This window comes from Streptomyces sp. NPDC048191 (assembly GCF_040652655.1).
Classification (GTDB): Bacteria; Actinomycetota; Actinomycetes; order Streptomycetales; family Streptomycetaceae; genus Streptomyces.
On record NZ_JBEZMO010000002.1, the window covers coordinates 466,663 to 480,846 of the forward strand.

At 72.9% G+C, this 14,184-nt stretch carries 12 protein-coding genes; 9 read left to right on the forward strand and 3 right to left on the reverse strand.

What is annotated here, in order from left to right:
- The first annotated feature begins 47 nt into the window (after positions 1 to 47).
- Complete coding sequence (locus AB0D93_RS05165) at positions 48 to 836, forward strand: adenosylcobinamide-GDP ribazoletransferase (RefSeq protein ID WP_362113153.1); 789 nt, start codon at positions 48 to 50, stop codon at positions 834 to 836.
- 49 nt (positions 837 to 885) lie between these two features.
- The gene (locus AB0D93_RS05170) at positions 886 to 1,494 is read left to right on the forward strand and encodes an RDD family protein (protein ID WP_362113156.1); all 609 of its coding nucleotides are present in this window, start codon (positions 886 to 888) and stop codon (positions 1,492 to 1,494) included.
- 138 nt (positions 1,495 to 1,632) lie between these two features.
- On the opposite strand, the gene AB0D93_RS05175 is transcribed toward AB0D93_RS05170, so the two are convergent.
- Entirely contained in the window at positions 1,633 to 1,815 is a 183-nt protein-coding gene (locus AB0D93_RS05175; protein WP_362113159.1) for a hypothetical protein, read from the reverse strand.
- Between the two features lie 281 nt (positions 1,816 to 2,096).
- Between AB0D93_RS05175 and AB0D93_RS05180 the strand changes: the two genes are divergently transcribed.
- The 7 genes from AB0D93_RS05180 (at position 2,097) to AB0D93_RS05210 (ending at position 12,715) form a co-directional block, all read left to right on the forward strand.
- On the forward strand, positions 2,097 to 3,632 hold the full coding sequence (locus tag AB0D93_RS05180; protein ID WP_362113162.1) for a leucyl aminopeptidase: 1,536 nt from the start codon (positions 2,097 to 2,099) through the stop codon (positions 3,630 to 3,632).
- 323 nt (positions 3,633 to 3,955) lie between these two features.
- Positions 3,956 to 5,344, forward strand: coding sequence for a dihydrolipoyl dehydrogenase (lpdA, locus tag AB0D93_RS05185; RefSeq protein WP_362113165.1), 1,389 nt, complete (start codon positions 3,956 to 3,958; stop codon positions 5,342 to 5,344).
- A gap of 61 nt (positions 5,345 to 5,405) precedes the next feature.
- Complete coding sequence (gene sucB, locus AB0D93_RS05190; protein WP_362113168.1) at positions 5,406 to 7,205, forward strand: 2-oxoglutarate dehydrogenase, E2 component, dihydrolipoamide succinyltransferase; 1,800 nt, start codon at positions 5,406 to 5,408, stop codon at positions 7,203 to 7,205.
- Between the two features lie 277 nt (positions 7,206 to 7,482).
- On the forward strand, positions 7,483 to 8,106 hold the full coding sequence (locus tag AB0D93_RS05195; protein ID WP_362113171.1) for a GntR family transcriptional regulator: 624 nt from the start codon (positions 7,483 to 7,485) through the stop codon (positions 8,104 to 8,106).
- 259 nt (positions 8,107 to 8,365) lie between these two features.
- On the forward strand, positions 8,366 to 11,068 hold the full coding sequence (aceE, locus tag AB0D93_RS05200) for a pyruvate dehydrogenase (acetyl-transferring), homodimeric type (RefSeq protein ID WP_362113175.1): 2,703 nt from the start codon (positions 8,366 to 8,368) through the stop codon (positions 11,066 to 11,068).
- 75 nt (positions 11,069 to 11,143) lie between these two features.
- Positions 11,144 to 12,130, forward strand: coding sequence for a WYL domain-containing protein (locus AB0D93_RS05205; protein WP_362113178.1), 987 nt, complete (start codon positions 11,144 to 11,146; stop codon positions 12,128 to 12,130).
- 66 nt (positions 12,131 to 12,196) lie between these two features.
- The gene (locus tag AB0D93_RS05210; protein WP_362113523.1) at positions 12,197 to 12,715 is read left to right on the forward strand and encodes a DUF4240 domain-containing protein; all 519 of its coding nucleotides are present in this window, start codon (positions 12,197 to 12,199) and stop codon (positions 12,713 to 12,715) included.
- Positions 12,716 to 12,726: 11 nt separating this feature from the next.
- On the opposite strand, the gene AB0D93_RS05215 is transcribed toward AB0D93_RS05210, so the two are convergent.
- Both AB0D93_RS05215 and AB0D93_RS05220 read right to left on the reverse strand, forming a co-directional pair.
- Complete coding sequence (locus AB0D93_RS05215) at positions 12,727 to 12,975, reverse strand: hypothetical protein (RefSeq protein WP_362113181.1); 249 nt, start codon at positions 12,973 to 12,975, stop codon at positions 12,727 to 12,729.
- 72 nt (positions 12,976 to 13,047) lie between these two features.
- Positions 13,048 to 13,824, reverse strand: coding sequence for a peptidoglycan recognition protein (locus AB0D93_RS05220; RefSeq protein WP_362113526.1), 777 nt, complete (start codon positions 13,822 to 13,824; stop codon positions 13,048 to 13,050).
- Positions 13,825 to 14,184 lie beyond the last annotated feature (360 nt).

Genomic DNA, 14,184 nt, shown 5'->3' on the forward strand with positions numbered 1-14,184 from the left:
CCCCGGGTGTGGCAGGCGGCTTCGCGACCGCCCGGTAACCTTCGCCGGTGCTCAAGTCCTCCGCTCACGACGGCCTCCGCTTCGCCTTCGGCACCCTCACCGTGCTGCCCGTCCGGGTGCGCCGCTGGGACCGCGGGGCGGCACGCGGCGGGATGCTCGCCGCCCCGCTCGCCGGCCTGGTCGTGGGCGCCTGCGCGGCCGGACTCGGACTGCTCCTGCTCCTCCTGGGCGCCGGCCCGGTGCTCGCCGCGGTCGCCTCCGTCGCCGTACCCGCCGCGCTGACCCGCGGACTGCACCTCGACGGACTCGCCGACACCGCCGACGGCCTGGGCAGCGGCAAGCCCGCGGAGGACGCGCTGCGGATCATGAAGCAGTCGGACATCGGCCCGTTCGGCGTCATCACCCTGGTCCTGGTCCTGCTGGCCCAGGTCGCGGTGCTGGCACAGCTGTACGGCGACTCATGGGCGTGGGGCGCGCTGGCTGCCGTCGTCTCGGCGGGCACCTCCCGCCTCGCCCTGACCCTGACCGCGCGCACCGGGGTGCCGGCCGCCCGGCCGGAGGGGCTGGGCGCGGCGGTGGCCGGGGTGGTGCCGGTGCCGGGCGCGCTGGCGGTCGCGGCGGCGTTCACGATCGGTTCGGCGGCCTGGGGGACGGTCCTCGGCCCGTACGGCGCGGTGCACGCGGCGGCCGCGGTGCTGGTGGCCCTGGGAGCGGCCGAGCTCCTCCTGCGCCGCTGCGTACGCCGGTTCGGCGGTGTCACCGGGGACGTCTTCGGCGCCCTGGAGGAGACCGCCGCGACGACCGCGTTGATCGTGCTGGCCCTGGCCCACCGCTAAGCTCTTCGCCCGTACACGGACAAGAATGCTGTGATTCGGGGGGACATCCGTGCTCAAACTGCGCCGTGCCGTGGCCTGGTTCATGGACTTCGCACTCGTGGTGGGGGTGGCCTCGCTGCTCGCCGTGCTCACCTTCCACCGGGTCAGCGCACTCGTCACCGACGTGCCCTCACTGGCCACGAGGGGCGGGCTCGACCTGGTCACCTCGCGCGGTGACGTCATCGGCGCCTCCGAGCACCTCGGCCTGTCCCTGTGGGACAAGGTGGTGCTGGACGTGGAGGAGGCCTTCGGCGCGCTCGTGATCGTCACCTTCCTCTACCAGTGGGCCTGCCTCAGGTGGCTCGGCAGCACCCTCGGCAAGGGACTGCTCGGCCTGCGCGTCACCCCGCGGCTGTCCCGGCACGCCCTGCGCCGGGCCGCCGTCACCACCGCCGCCGACGTCGCCGTCTACGCGCTGGCCTGTGTGCTGCTGATCGAGGGGCGGTTCGCGCTGTCGGTGCTCGTGTGGGCGGTCGCGGTGGTGCTGTTCCTGATCAACGCGCTGCCCGTGTTCCTCCCCGGCCGCCGCTCCCTCGCCGACCGGCTGGCCGGCACCTCCGTGGTGGGCGTCCTTCAGCGGGCCGGGTCCGGCCCGGCGGACAGCGTGCCCCAGGGGTGAGCGCCGCCGGGCACCTCGCCCGCGCCGGCCGGGGCGCCGTGTACGCGGGATGCGAGGCGGTGCCGTCGCTCAGTACGAGCGGGCCGCGGGCGACGGTGGTCAGCCGCTCGTGGAACCCGAACTCCCCGATCGTGGCGCTCACTTGGCCCAGGAAGATGCCCTAAGACCGACGCGGTGGGCGGTGACCCTGCCCGCGTCCAGGGCGGACTGCCAGTTCGCCCGGTTCCGCAGCTCGGCGCCGATCGCGCTCTCGCGGAGGTCGACGACCGGGGTACTGTCGCCGAACAGCGCCCGGTGGTCGGCGAGGACGCGGTCCGGCACCCCCAGTCGGCTGGCCGACGGCCCGCCGGAACGCGACGACTATGGCTCGTTCCCCCGCGCTCGGGAGGCGGAAATGGCCATGACGCCACGCACCGGTGAACACCCGCAGGAATGAGCGAACGCGCACACGCGCGTAGTCTCGTCCCGGGTGTTCGCCGACAGGGTGAAGGCCCCGGTTGCCACCTGCGCCCAGGCATGGACCTAGGGTCGGCTCTCGGGCCCGGTCGACCCACCCCACTTCGGCCACAGCAACTTGACATCGGAAGCGAGATTTCACCACCGTGACTGCTCTGACTCTCAGCACCGCAGCGGCGCCCGGCCTGCGGGCCGACGCGATCGTGATCGGTGTCGCCAAGGGCACCAAGGGCCCCGTCCTGGCGCCCGGCGCCGAGGCCGTGGACAAGGCGTACGACGGCAAGCTGGCCGGCGTCCTGGAGACCCTCGGCGCCTCGGGTGCCGAGGGCGAGCTGACCAAGCTGCCCGCGCCGGCCGGTTTCAAGGCCCCGATCGTCGTGGCGGTCGGCCTGGGCGCGGAGCCGGACGCCAAGAGCGGGGACGAGGGCTACGGCGCCGAGGCGCTGCGCAAGGCCGCCGGCGTGGCCGCCCGCGCGCTCGCCGGCTCCAAGAAGGCCGCGTTCGCGCTGCCCGTCGACAGCCCGGGCGCCGTCGGCGCGATCGGCGAGGGCATCCTGCTCGGCTCGTACTCGTTCGACGTCTACAAGGAGAACGGCAACGGCGCGAAGGCCAAGAACGGCAAGGCGCCGCTGGCCGAGGCCGCGCTGCTCGGCGCCAAGCCGCGCGACGCGGCCCACAAGGGTGCCGTCGCCCGCGCCGTCGCGGTCACCGAGGAGCTGAACCGCGCCCGCGACCTGATCAACACGCCGCCGAACGACCTCACCCCGGCCATCTTCGCCGGCATCGCGCAGACCGCGGCCAAGGAGCACGGCATCAAGGTGCAGGTGCTCGACGACAAGGCCCTGACCAAGGGCGGCTACGGCGGCATCCTCGGCGTCGGCGGCGGCTCGGCGGCCACCCCGCGCCTGGTGAAGCTGGCGTACAGCCACCCGAAGGCGGACAAGCACCTCGCCTTCGTCGGCAAGGGCATCACCTACGACTCGGGCGGCATCTCGCTGAAGCCGGCCGGGCACAACGAGACGATGAAGTGCGACATGAGCGGTGCCGCCGCCGTGTTCGCCGCCGTCGTCGCCGCCGCGCGGCTCGGCCTGGAGGTCAACGTCACCGGCTGGCTGGCGCTGGCGGAGAACATGCCGTCCGGCTCCGCGGTGCGCCCGGGTGACGTGCTGCGCATGTTCAGCGGCAAGACGGTGGAGGTCCTCAACACCGACGCCGAGGGGCGCCTCGTCCTCGCCGACGCGCTGTGGGCGGCCTCGCAGGAGAAGCCGGACGCGATCGTGGACGTCGCCACGCTCACCGGCGCGATGATGCTGGCGCTGGGCAGCCGGACGTTCGGTGTCATGGCCAACGACGAGGCGTTCCGCTCCGCGGTGCACGAGGCGGCGGAGGAGGTCGGCGAGCCGGCCTGGCCGATGCCGCTGCCGGAGCACCTGCGCAAGGGCATGGACTCCCAGGTCGCCGACATCGCGAACATGGGCGAGCGGATGGGCGGCGGGCTGGTCGCCGGTCTGTTCCTGCGCGAGTTCGTGGGCGAGGGGATCACGTGGGCGCACCTGGACATCGCGGGCCCGGCGTTCAACGAGGGCGGGCCGTTCGGATACACGCCGAAGGGCGGCACGGGTTCCGCTGTGCGGACGCTGGTCCGGCTCGCCGAGTTGACCGCCGCGGGTGATCTGGGCTGAGCCGCCCGAGGGCTCGGCCGCTCCCGTAGTCGCAGCGGCCGCAGGGGCGCGGGGGACCTGTTCACGCGGTCCCCCGCGCCCCTGAGCGGAGCCGCGTGCCGGACGCGGTCCCGCGCCGCTCGCTCACGCGTACCCCCGTTTTCAGCTGTACGTGGGGTGTCTCACACTCCAGCCCGGCGTCTCGTCCGCCTCGAACAAGTGCAAAGATGGAGCCCGGCAGGACAGGGCCCCCACCGAAGGGCCGAAGCATCAAGCGGCCGGACACCAGCCGCCCGCCGGTCACAGGAGATCGGCGCAAGGCGCACATGCATGGAGGACGTGACGTGGCGAACGACGCCAGCACCGTTTTCGACCTAGTGATCCTCGGCGGTGGTAGCGGTGGTTACGCCGCGGCCCTGCGCGGGGCGCAGCTGGGCCTGGACGTCGCCCTGATCGAGAAGGACAAGGTCGGCGGCACCTGCCTGCACCGGGGTTGCATCCCCACCAAGGCCCTGCTCCACGCGGGCGAGATCGCCGACCAGGCCCGCGAGAGCGAGCAGTTCGGCGTGAAGGCGACCTTCGAGGGCATCGACGTCGCGGCCGTCCACAAGTACAAGGACGGCGTGATCTCCGGCCTGTACAAGGGCCTGCAGGGTCTGATCGCGTCCCGGAAGGTGACGTACATCGAGGGTGAGGGCCGGCTGTCCTCCCCCACCTCCGTCGACGTGAACGGGCAGCGCATCCAGGGCCGCCACGTCCTGCTGGCGACCGGCTCCGTGCCGAAGTCGCTGCCGGGCCTGGAGATCGACGGCGACCGGATCATCTCCTCCGACCACGCCCTCGTCCTGGACCGCGTGCCGAAGTCCGCGATCATCCTGGGCGGCGGTGTCATCGGCGTCGAGTTCGCCTCGGCGTGGAAGTCCTTCGGCTCGGACGTCACGGTCATCGAGGGCCTCAAGCACCTCGTCCCGGTCGAGGACGAGAACTCCTCGAAGCTTCTCGAGCGCGCGTTCCGCAAGCGCGGCATCAAGTTCAGCCTCGGCACCTTCTTCCAGAAGGCCGAGTACACCCAGGACGGCGTGAAGGTCACCCTGGCGGACGGCAAGGAGTTCGAGGCCGAGGTCCTCCTCGTCGCCGTCGGCCGCGGCCCGGTCTCGCAGGGCCTGGGCTACGAGGAGGCCGGGGTCGCCATGGACCGCGGTTACGTCCTCGTCGACGAGTACATGCGGACCAACGTCCCGACCGTCTCCGCCGTCGGTGACCTCGTCCCGACGCTCCAGCTCGCGCACGTCGGCTTCGCCGAGGGCATCCTGGTGGCGGAGCGTCTGGCCGGTCTGAAGGTCGTTCCCATCGACTACGACGGTGTCCCGCGGGTGACGTACTGCCACCCGGAGGTCGCCTCCGTCGGCATCACCGAGGCCAAGGCCAAGGAGATCTACGGCGCGGACAAGGTCGTCGCTCTGAAGTACAACCTGGCGGGCAACGGCAAGAGCAAGATCCTGAACACCTCGGGCGAGATCAAGCTCGTCCAGGTCAAGGACGGTGCCGTGGTCGGCGTCCACATGGTCGGCGACCGCATGGGTGAGCAGGTCGGCGAGGCCCAGCTGATCTACAACTGGGAGGCGCTGCCGGCCGAGGTCGCCCAGCTCATCCACGCCCACCCGACGCAGAACGAGGCGATGGGCGAGGCGCACCTGGCGCTCGCCGGCAAGCCGCTGCACTCCCACGACTGAGCCTTCGGTCAACGGGCGCGACGACACAGACTTCCGCAATTCGTTAGGAGCAACCGAAACCATGGCGGTTTCCGTAACCCTTCCGGCGCTCGGTGAGAGCGTCACCGAGGGCACTGTCACCCGCTGGCTGAAGGCCGAGGGCGAGCGCGTCGAGGCCGACGAGCCGCTGCTCGAGGTGTCGACCGACAAGGTCGACACCGAGATCCCCTCGCCCGTCTCCGGTGTGCTGTCCTCCATCAAGGTCGCCGAGGACGAGACCGTAGAGGTCGGCGCCGAGCTGGCCGTCATCGACGACGGCACCGGTGCCCCCGCGGCCGCGCCGGCCGCCGCCGAGGCTCCGGCCCCGGCCGCCGAGCCCGCCCCGGCCCCGGTCGCCGAGGCCCCGGCGGCTCCGGCCCCCGCCGCCGCTCCGGCCGCCCCGGCCGGTGGCGCCCAGGGCACGGACGTGGTCCTGCCCGCGCTCGGTGAGTCCGTCACCGAGGGCACCGTCACCCGCTGGCTGAAGTCGGTCGGCGACTCCGTCGAGGCCGACGAGCCGCTGCTCGAGGTCTCCACGGACAAGGTCGACACCGAGATCCCGGCGCCCGCCTCCGGCGTGCTGCTGGAGATCGTGGTGAACGAGGACGAGACCGCCGAGGTCGGCGCCAAGCTCGCCGTCATCGGCGCCCCGGGTGCCGCCCCGGCCGCCGCTCCGGCTCCGGCCGCCCCGGCGCCCGCCGCCGCTGCCCCGGCCGCCCCGGCTCCGGCCCCCGCGGCTCCGGCCGCTCCGGCCCCCGCCCCGGCCGCCCCGGCCGCCCCGGCCCCGGCTGCTCCGGCCGCCGCCGCCCCGGCTCCGGCTCCGGTCCAGCCCGCGGCACCGGCCCCGGCGCCCGCCCCGGCCCCGGTCACCCCGGCCACCGCGCCCACCCACCCGACCGCCACCCAGGCGACCGACGAGGGCGCCTACGTCACCCCGCTGGTGCGCAAGCTCGCCGCCGAGAACGGCGTCGACCTGGCCACCGTCAAGGGCACCGGCGTCGGCGGCCGCATCCGCAAGCAGGACGTCATCGCCGCCGCCGAGGCCGCGAAGGCCGCCGCCCCGGCTCCGGCCGCCGCCGCTCCCGCTGCCGCGAAGAAGGCCCCGGCGCTGGAGGTCTCCCCCCTGCGTGGCCAGACCGTCAAGATGCCGCGCATCCGCAAGGTCATCGGCGACAACATGGTCAAGGCGCTGCACGAGCAGGCCCAGCTGTCGTCGGTCGTCGAGGTCGACGTCACGCGCCTGATGCGCCTGCGCGCCCAGGCCAAGGACTCCTTCGCCGCGCGCGAGGGCGTCAAGCTCTCCCCGATGCCGTTCTTCGTGAAGGCGGCGGCCCAGGCGCTGAAGGCCCACCCGGTCATCAACGCCAGGATCAACGAGGCCGAGGGCACGATCACCTACTTCGACTCCGAGAGCATCGGAATCGCGGTGGACTCCGAGAAGGGCCTGATGACCCCGGTCATCAAGCACGCGGGCGACCTGAACATCGCCGGCATCGCGAAGGCCACGGCGGAGCTGGCCGGCAAGGTCCGCGCCAACAAGATCACCCCGGACGAGCTGTCCGGCGCGACCTTCACCATCTCCAACACCGGTTCGCGCGGCGCGCTGTTCGACACGATCATCGTGCCGCCGGGCCAGGTCGCGATCCTCGGCATCGGTGCCACGGTCAAGCGTCCGGCCGTCATCGAGACCGAGGAGGGCACGGTCATCGGCGTCCGCGACATGACCTACCTGACCCTCTCCTACGACCACCGCCTGGTCGACGGCGCCGACGCGGCCCGTTACCTGACGGCGGTCAAGGCGATCCTGGAGGCGGGCGAGTTCGAGGTCGAGCTGGGCCTCTGATTTCCCTGCTCAGGTAGTACGACGCCCCGTCCGGAACTTCTCCGGACGGGGCGTCGCCTTTGCAGCGGGCGGAACCGCAACACCCTGAGGACTGCGCGACCAGCCACGAAGGACCCGCACCCGCCCGAACGCGGACCGAACCGAGCCACTGGGCGCCCCGGCCCCTCCACCGGAGGTGTGCGCCTCGTCTCACCTGCGCAAAAGCACCCTCACACGTCCCGCCCGCGGAGCGAACCCGCCGTATTGTCTAAACGTCAGCCCTCCCTAAGGAGCCCTCATGACCGCGCCCGTCGTCCACTCGCTGCGCGAACAGATCCGCGAGCACATCGTGGAAGGAATCGTCAGCGGGCGCTGGCAGCCGGGCGAGCGGATCGTGGAGCGCCGGATCGCCACCGAGCTGGAGGTCAGCCAGACCCCGGTGCGCGAGGCCCTGCGCGAGCTGGAGTCCCTCCGCCTGATCGAGTCCGCCCCGAACAAGGGCGTGCGGGTACGGAACCTGACCGCGGCCGACCTGGAGGAGAGCTACCCGGTCCGGGCCGGCCTGGAGGCCATCGCGGCGGAGCTGGCGGCCGGCCGCCTCGCCGAGGACTGCTCGGCCCTGGAGCCGCACGTCCTGGCCCTGTACGAGGCCGACCGCGCGGCCGACGGCACCGCCCAGGTCCGTCACACGGTCGGCTTCCACCGCGAACTGGTCCGCGCCGCGGCCAACTCGGTCCTGCTGCACACGTGGGAGGGCCTGGGCATCGAGGTGTTCACGGCCCTGTCCATCCGCTGGCTCGGCACGGTGCAGCAGTCGTACGCCGAGGAGCACGAGGAGTTGGTGCAGGCGTTCAAGCGGCGGGACCCGCGGATCGCCGAGCTGGTCAAGGCACACGTCCTGGGCTGCGCCCCGCGCCCTTGATCGCACCCGAGCATCCCCCCGCTCACCTGCGAAAACAAGGCGATTTGGCGTCACCCGGTGCCATCGTCGAAGGCACCGCGTGCCGACTTTCTCCAAATCAAGAGGTTTTCACCCTCAACCCTTTGATCGATCATCGATCAGGGAGTTACAGTCGCCGACGGACTTCCACCGAAGTCCAGCCCTGTCCTGCCAAAGACCAAGGGCACCCCCGAACCCCTTACCGATGAGGGAACCCCCTTCGACTGAGGAAGGCGGCGACATGACCGACCCCAACGCCATCCAGCCGAGCGCGCTCGACCAGCTCCCGGACCGCGACCCGGAGGAGACCGCCGAGTGGCAGGCCTCCCTCGACGCCGTCGCCAGGGAGGCCGGGCCGCACCGCGCCGCGTACCTGATGCGGCGGACGCTGGAGCGCGCCGAGGCGGGCGGCATCGCGCTGCCGAAGCTCCTCGAGACGGACTACGTCAACACCATCCCCACCTCCGCCGAGCCGGCCCTGCCCGGTGACCCGGAGATGGAGGCCCGCATCACCGCCTGGAACCGCTGGAACGCGGCCGCCATGGTGACCCGTGGCGCCAAGCACGGCGTCGGCGGCCACATCGCCACCTTCGCCTCCGCCGCGTGGCTGTACGAGACGGGCTTCAACCACTTCTTCAAGGGCAAGGAGGGCGACGGCTCCGGCGACCAGCTGTACATCCAGGGCCACGCCTCCCCCGGCATCTACGCCCGCGCCTTCCTCGACGGCCGCCTGACCGAGGCGCACCTGGACAACTTCCGCCAGGAGGCCGGCGGCAACGGCCTGCCGTCGTACCCGCACCCGCGCCGTCTGCCCTGGCTGTGGGAGTTCCCGACGGTGTCGATGGGCCTCGGCCCGCTGTCGGCGATCTACCAGGCGCGCTTCAACCGCTACCTCACCAACCGCGGCATCAAGGACGTCTCCGCCTCCCACGTCTGGGCCTTCCTGGGCGACGGCGAGATGGACGAGCCGGAGTCGACGGCGGCCCTCGCGCTCGCCGCGCGTGAGGAGCTGGACAACCTCACCTTCGTCATCAACTGCAACCTGCAGCGCCTCGACGGGCCGGTCCGCGCGAACTTCAAGATCGTGCAGGAGCTGGAGGCCCAGTTCCGCGGCGCCGGCTGGAACGTCGTCAAGACGCTGTGGGGCACGGCCTGGGACGAGCTGTTCGCGCTCGACACGACCGGCGCGCTCGTACGCCGGCTGCGCCAGGTACCGGACGCGCAGATCCAGACGTACCAGACCCGTGACGCCGCCTACATCCGCCAGGACTTCTTCGGCGCCGACCCGGCGCTCGTGGAGATGGCGAAGCTGCTGAGCGACGACAAGATCCTCGAGTGCTTCCACCTCTCGCGCGGTGGTCACGAGGCCCGCAAGGTCTACGCCGCGTACAAGGCCGCCGTCGAGCACAAGGGCGCGCCGACCGTGATCCTGGCCCAGACGGTCAAGGGCCACACCCTCGGCGAGGGCTTCGCGTCGAAGAACGCCAACCACCAGATGAAGAAGCTCTCGGTGGACGAGTTCAAGGCGATGCGCGACCTGCTCGGCCTGCCGATCAAGGACAGCGACTTCGCCGACGGCGTGGTGCCCTACGGCCACCCGGGCGCCGACTCCCCCGAGGTGCGCTACCTCCAGGAGCGCCGCGCGGCCCTCGGCGGCCCGGCCCCGGCCCGCCGTACCCACGCGCTGGCCCCGCTGCCCGCCCCGGCGGAGAAGGCGTTCGCCTCCTTCGACAAGGGCTCCGGCTCGCAGAACGTGGCCACCACGATGGCCTTCGTCCGCCTGGTCAAGGACCTGGTCCGGGACAAGGAGACCGGCAAGCGCTGGGTGCCGATCGTCCCGGACGAGGCGCGCACCTTCGGCATGGAGAGCCTGTTCCCCTCGCTGGGCATCTACTCCCCCAAGGGCCAGACGTACGAGCCGGTCGACCGCGACCAGCTGATGTACTACAAGGAGGCCAAGAACGGCCAGATCCTCAACGAGGGGATCACCGAGGCCGGTTCGATGGCCGACTTCATCGCCGCGTCCAGCGCGTACGCGACGCACGGCGAGGCGATGATCCCGTTCTACATCTTCTACTCGATGTTCGGCTGGCAGCGCACCGCCGACCAGATGTGGCAGCTCGGCGACCAGCTCGGCCGCGGCTTCCTCGTCGGCGCGACGGCGGGCCGTACGACCCTCACGGGCGAGGGCCTGCAGCACGCCGACGGCCACTCCCCGGTCATCGCCGCGACCAACCCGGCCGCGCTGACGTACGACCCCGCGTTCGCCTACGAGATCGCGGTGATCGTCCGTGAGGGTCTGCGCCGGATGTACGGCGAGGCCAGGCCGGGCGAGGACCAGAACGTCTTCTACTACCTGACGGTCTACAACGAGCCGCTGCCGCAGCCCGCGAAGCCCCAGGGCCTCGGCATCGACGAGGGCATCGTCAAGGGCCTGTACCGCTTCAACACGGTGGAGTCGGCGGGCCTGTCCCCGGCCGCCAACGCCCCGCGCATCCAGCTGCTGGGGTCCGGTACGGCGATCCACTGGGCCCTCCAGGCCCAGAAGCTGCTCGCCGAGGAGTGGGGCGTGGCTGCCGACGTGTGGTCCGCGACCTCCTGGTCCGAGTTGCGCCGCGACGCGATGGAGGCGGACGCCGCCCTCCTGCGCGGCGAGGAGCGGGTGCCGTACGTCCGCCAGGCCCTCCAGGGCGCCGAGGGCCCGGTGCTGGCCGTCTCCGACTACATGCGCCAGGTCCCGGACCAGATCGCGCAGTGGGTCGAGCAGGACTGGTCCTCGCTGGGCGCCGACGGCTTCGGTCTGTCGGACACCCGTGAGGCCGCCCGCCGCCACTTCGGCGTCGACGCCGAGTCGATCGTCGTCGCGGCCCTGGCCCAGCTCGCCCGGCGCGGCGAGGTGAAGGCGACGGCGGTCAAGGAGGCCCGGGAGAAGTACGGGCTGTAGTCACCGGGGTTCCGTGAAGGGGTACGGCCGCTGCCGTACCCCTTCCTTGTCGGTGGCCCCCGGCATGATGAGGTCATGCGTGCGGCCCGGCTCATCAAGATGGTGCTCCTCCTGCAGTCCCGGCCGTCGATGACCGCCGCCGAACTCGCGCGGGAGCTGGAGGTCTCGGAGCGGACGGTCACCCGCGACGCGCAGGCGCTGTCGGAGGCGGGGGTGCCGGTGTACGCGGAACGGGGGCGGGCCGGCGGGTACCGGCTGGTCGGCGGGTACCGCACGCGGCTGACGGGGCTGGCCAGGAGCGAGGCGGAGGCGCTGTTCCTGAGCGGGGTGCCGGGGGCGCTGCGCGAGATGGGCCTGGAGGACGCCCACTCCGCCGCCCGGTTGAAGGTGTCCGCCGCGCTGTCGCCGTCCCTGCGCGACGCCCCGGACAGCGCCGCGCAGCGCTTCCATCTGGACGCGCCGGCCTGGTTCCGGGAGCCGGAGACGCCCGCGCTGCTGCCGGTGGTCGCGGAGGCGGTGTGGGACGACCGCCGGGTGACCGCCCGGTACCGGCGGGGTGAGACCGAGGTCGAGCGGCTGCTGGAGCCGTACGGGCTCGTGCTGAAGGCGGGCGCCTGGTACCTGTGCGCGCGGGTGACGGACGGCGGCTCCTTCCGGACCTACCGGATCGACCGGTTCAGCGCCGTGGACCCGCTGGAGGAACGGTTCGCCCGGGACGCGGGCTTCGATCTGCCGGGGTACTGGGCCGAGCAGGCCGAGCGGTTCGCCCGCTCGATCCTGCGTGCCGAGGTCGTCGTACGGCTGTCCCCCGAGGGCGTGCGCGGGCTGCGGTACGCCGTCGATCCGCTGTCGGCGCGCGAGGCGCTCGGGGCGGTGGGCGAGCCGGACGGGGCGGGCTGGGTGACGGTGACGCTGCCGGTGGAGTCCGAGGCGGTCGCGCACGCACAGCTGACGGCGCTCGGGGCGGAGGCGGAGGTGCTGGCCCCGCGGAGCCTGCGGGAGCGGTTCGCGGCGGACGCGGCCCGGCTCGCCGCGCTGTACGGCCGCGGCGACGCCGGATAACGATCCGCCGCACACCGGCGTACTCCGCGTGCGTCCCACCGGTGGAGGCCCGATGCTGGTGCCGTGATGGACGAGACGGAGTTCTGGGAGCTGATCGACGCCGCCCGCGAGACCGCCGAGGGCGACCCCGAGGAACAGGCGGACGTGCTCGTGGAGCGGCTGCTCCAGCTGGAGCCGGAGCTGGTCCTGGACTTCGCCCGTCACTTCGAGGCCCGCTACAACCGCGCGTACCGCTGGGACCTGTGGGGCGCCGCCTGGGTGCTGCTGGACGGGGCCAGCGACGACGCGTTCGACTTCTTCCGGTGCTGGCTGATCGGCCAGGGCCGGGAGGTCTACGAGGGCGCCGTGCACGATCCGGACGCGCTGGCGGAGCTGCTGGGCGAGTTCGACGAGGAGATCGACGGCGACGGCGAGGAGCTGGGCTATGCGGCGGACGAGGCGTACGAGCAGCTGACCGGCACCGTCGCGCCCGACCTGGGCATCGCCCCGGCGCCCGCCGAGCCGGAGGGCGCCCCGGTCGAGTTCGAGAACGAGCGGGCGCTCGCCGAACGCTTCCCGCGGCTGTGGGACCGCTTCCGGGAGTAGCCGGACCCGGCTCAGCCGGCGGCCGGGCGCCTGCGGCTGCCGTCGGCCGTCAGGCAGGCCTGGGCCCGGTCGGCCCGCGCCGCGTGGTGCAGCGGCGCGGCGTTGGCCTGGCCGAGGGCGGACTCGGTGGCCGCGGCCGGGCCGAGGACGACGGTCGCGACCGCGCAGAGCACCGCCCAGGGGCCGCGGGCGTTCCGCGTCCGCTGCTCCTGCTCGGTGCTCCGGTCCGTGGTCCCGGCGCGGGTACGACTTCTGTTCATGCTCCCCACCTCCAGTCGGCTCGTCTCGTTCGTGACCGTAGGGCGCTGTTCCAGGAGCGCCCTACGGGGCGTCTAAGGAGTCCGTGTGTGCGCTGCCGGGGCGCGCCGGGTGTGCGGTGCCGGGGGCCGGCCCTGGAGACGGGCGGCCTTCTCCCTGATCTCGGGGAGGCGGGCGCGGAGGGCTGCACCCGGGCAGCTCGTCATGAACCCGGCGTCATGGCCGGCGAGGACGGGCAGGTCGACGGCGGTTCCGGCCTTGTAGCGGCTGAGGCTGTTGCTGGAGACGAGGCGGACGCTCGCGCGCGGGTCGATGTCGGCGAGGCCCAGTTTCCAGGCGGCCAGGGCGGCGATCGCGTCGGTCATGGCGCTGGGCACGGGGACGCCGGCGGTGAAGGTGCCGAGGGCGGCGATGCCGGCGGTGCGGTGGTTGAAGCCCTGGGTGTGGGCGCCGGTGACGGGCCGGTCGGGGCCTCCGGCGCGGCCTTCGTAGATGGTGCCGCAGCGGTCGACGATGAAGTTGTAGCCGATGTCGTCCCAGTTCCGCGCGCCGGTCTGGCCGGCGTACAGACGGCGGATGATCTCCGGCGCGTCGGCGCAGTCGTACGTGCTCGGCGAGTCGGTGTGGTGGAGGAAGACGGCGACCACCTTGTCGTCGTAGCGCGGGGGCGGCTGGGTGCGCCCGGCGGTGCCCAGCCAGACGGAGCGGGGCACGATGTGCGGCCGGGGGGCGCGGTGGGCGGCCGGGGGGCGGGCCGAGGCCGGGCGGGCCGAGGCGGGCCGCTCGCCGCCGCGGGCACACAGGACGAGCGCGAGGACGGCCGCCAGACCGGGCAGGCAGCCGAACAGCACAAGCAGGGACTTGGGTATCCGCCGGAGGGCCGGGCGCCGTCGCACCGGCGGCCCGGGTCTCTCCGGGGGCCGCGGGGCCCCCGGCAGGTCCCGCGGGGCCGGTGTCCGCGGGCTCTCCGGTGTCTTGGGCGTGTCCGGGCTCCCCGGCGTCTGCAGCGTCCCGGGCGCTTCCGCGCTCTCCGCGACCGGCGGGGTCCCGGGGGCTTCCAGGCTCTCCGGCACCGGCGGGGTCACGGGGGCCTCCGCGCTCTCCGGCACCGGTGGGTTCCCGGGCGCTTCCTGGCTCCCCGGTGTCTGCGCGGCCGGGGGCGTCTCCAGCGTTCTTCGGAGGTCGTACATGGTGCAACTCTCGGACCGCCG

Coding starts and splice junctions, on each gene's coding strand:
- AB0D93_RS05215 (WP_362113181.1), bottom strand. CDS start 12,975: ATGAACAGAAGTCGTACCCGCGCCGGGACCACGGACCGGAGCACCGAG.
- sucB (WP_362113168.1), top strand. CDS start 5,406: ATGGCGGTTTCCGTAACCCTTCCGGCGCTCGGTGAGAGCGTCACCGAG.
- AB0D93_RS05205 (WP_362113178.1), top strand. CDS start 11,144: ATGCGTGCGGCCCGGCTCATCAAGATGGTGCTCCTCCTGCAGTCCCGG.
- AB0D93_RS05195 (WP_362113171.1), top strand. CDS start 7,483: ATGACCGCGCCCGTCGTCCACTCGCTGCGCGAACAGATCCGCGAGCAC.
- aceE (WP_362113175.1), top strand. CDS start 8,366: ATGACCGACCCCAACGCCATCCAGCCGAGCGCGCTCGACCAGCTCCCG.
- AB0D93_RS05210 (WP_362113523.1), top strand. CDS start 12,197: ATGGACGAGACGGAGTTCTGGGAGCTGATCGACGCCGCCCGCGAGACC.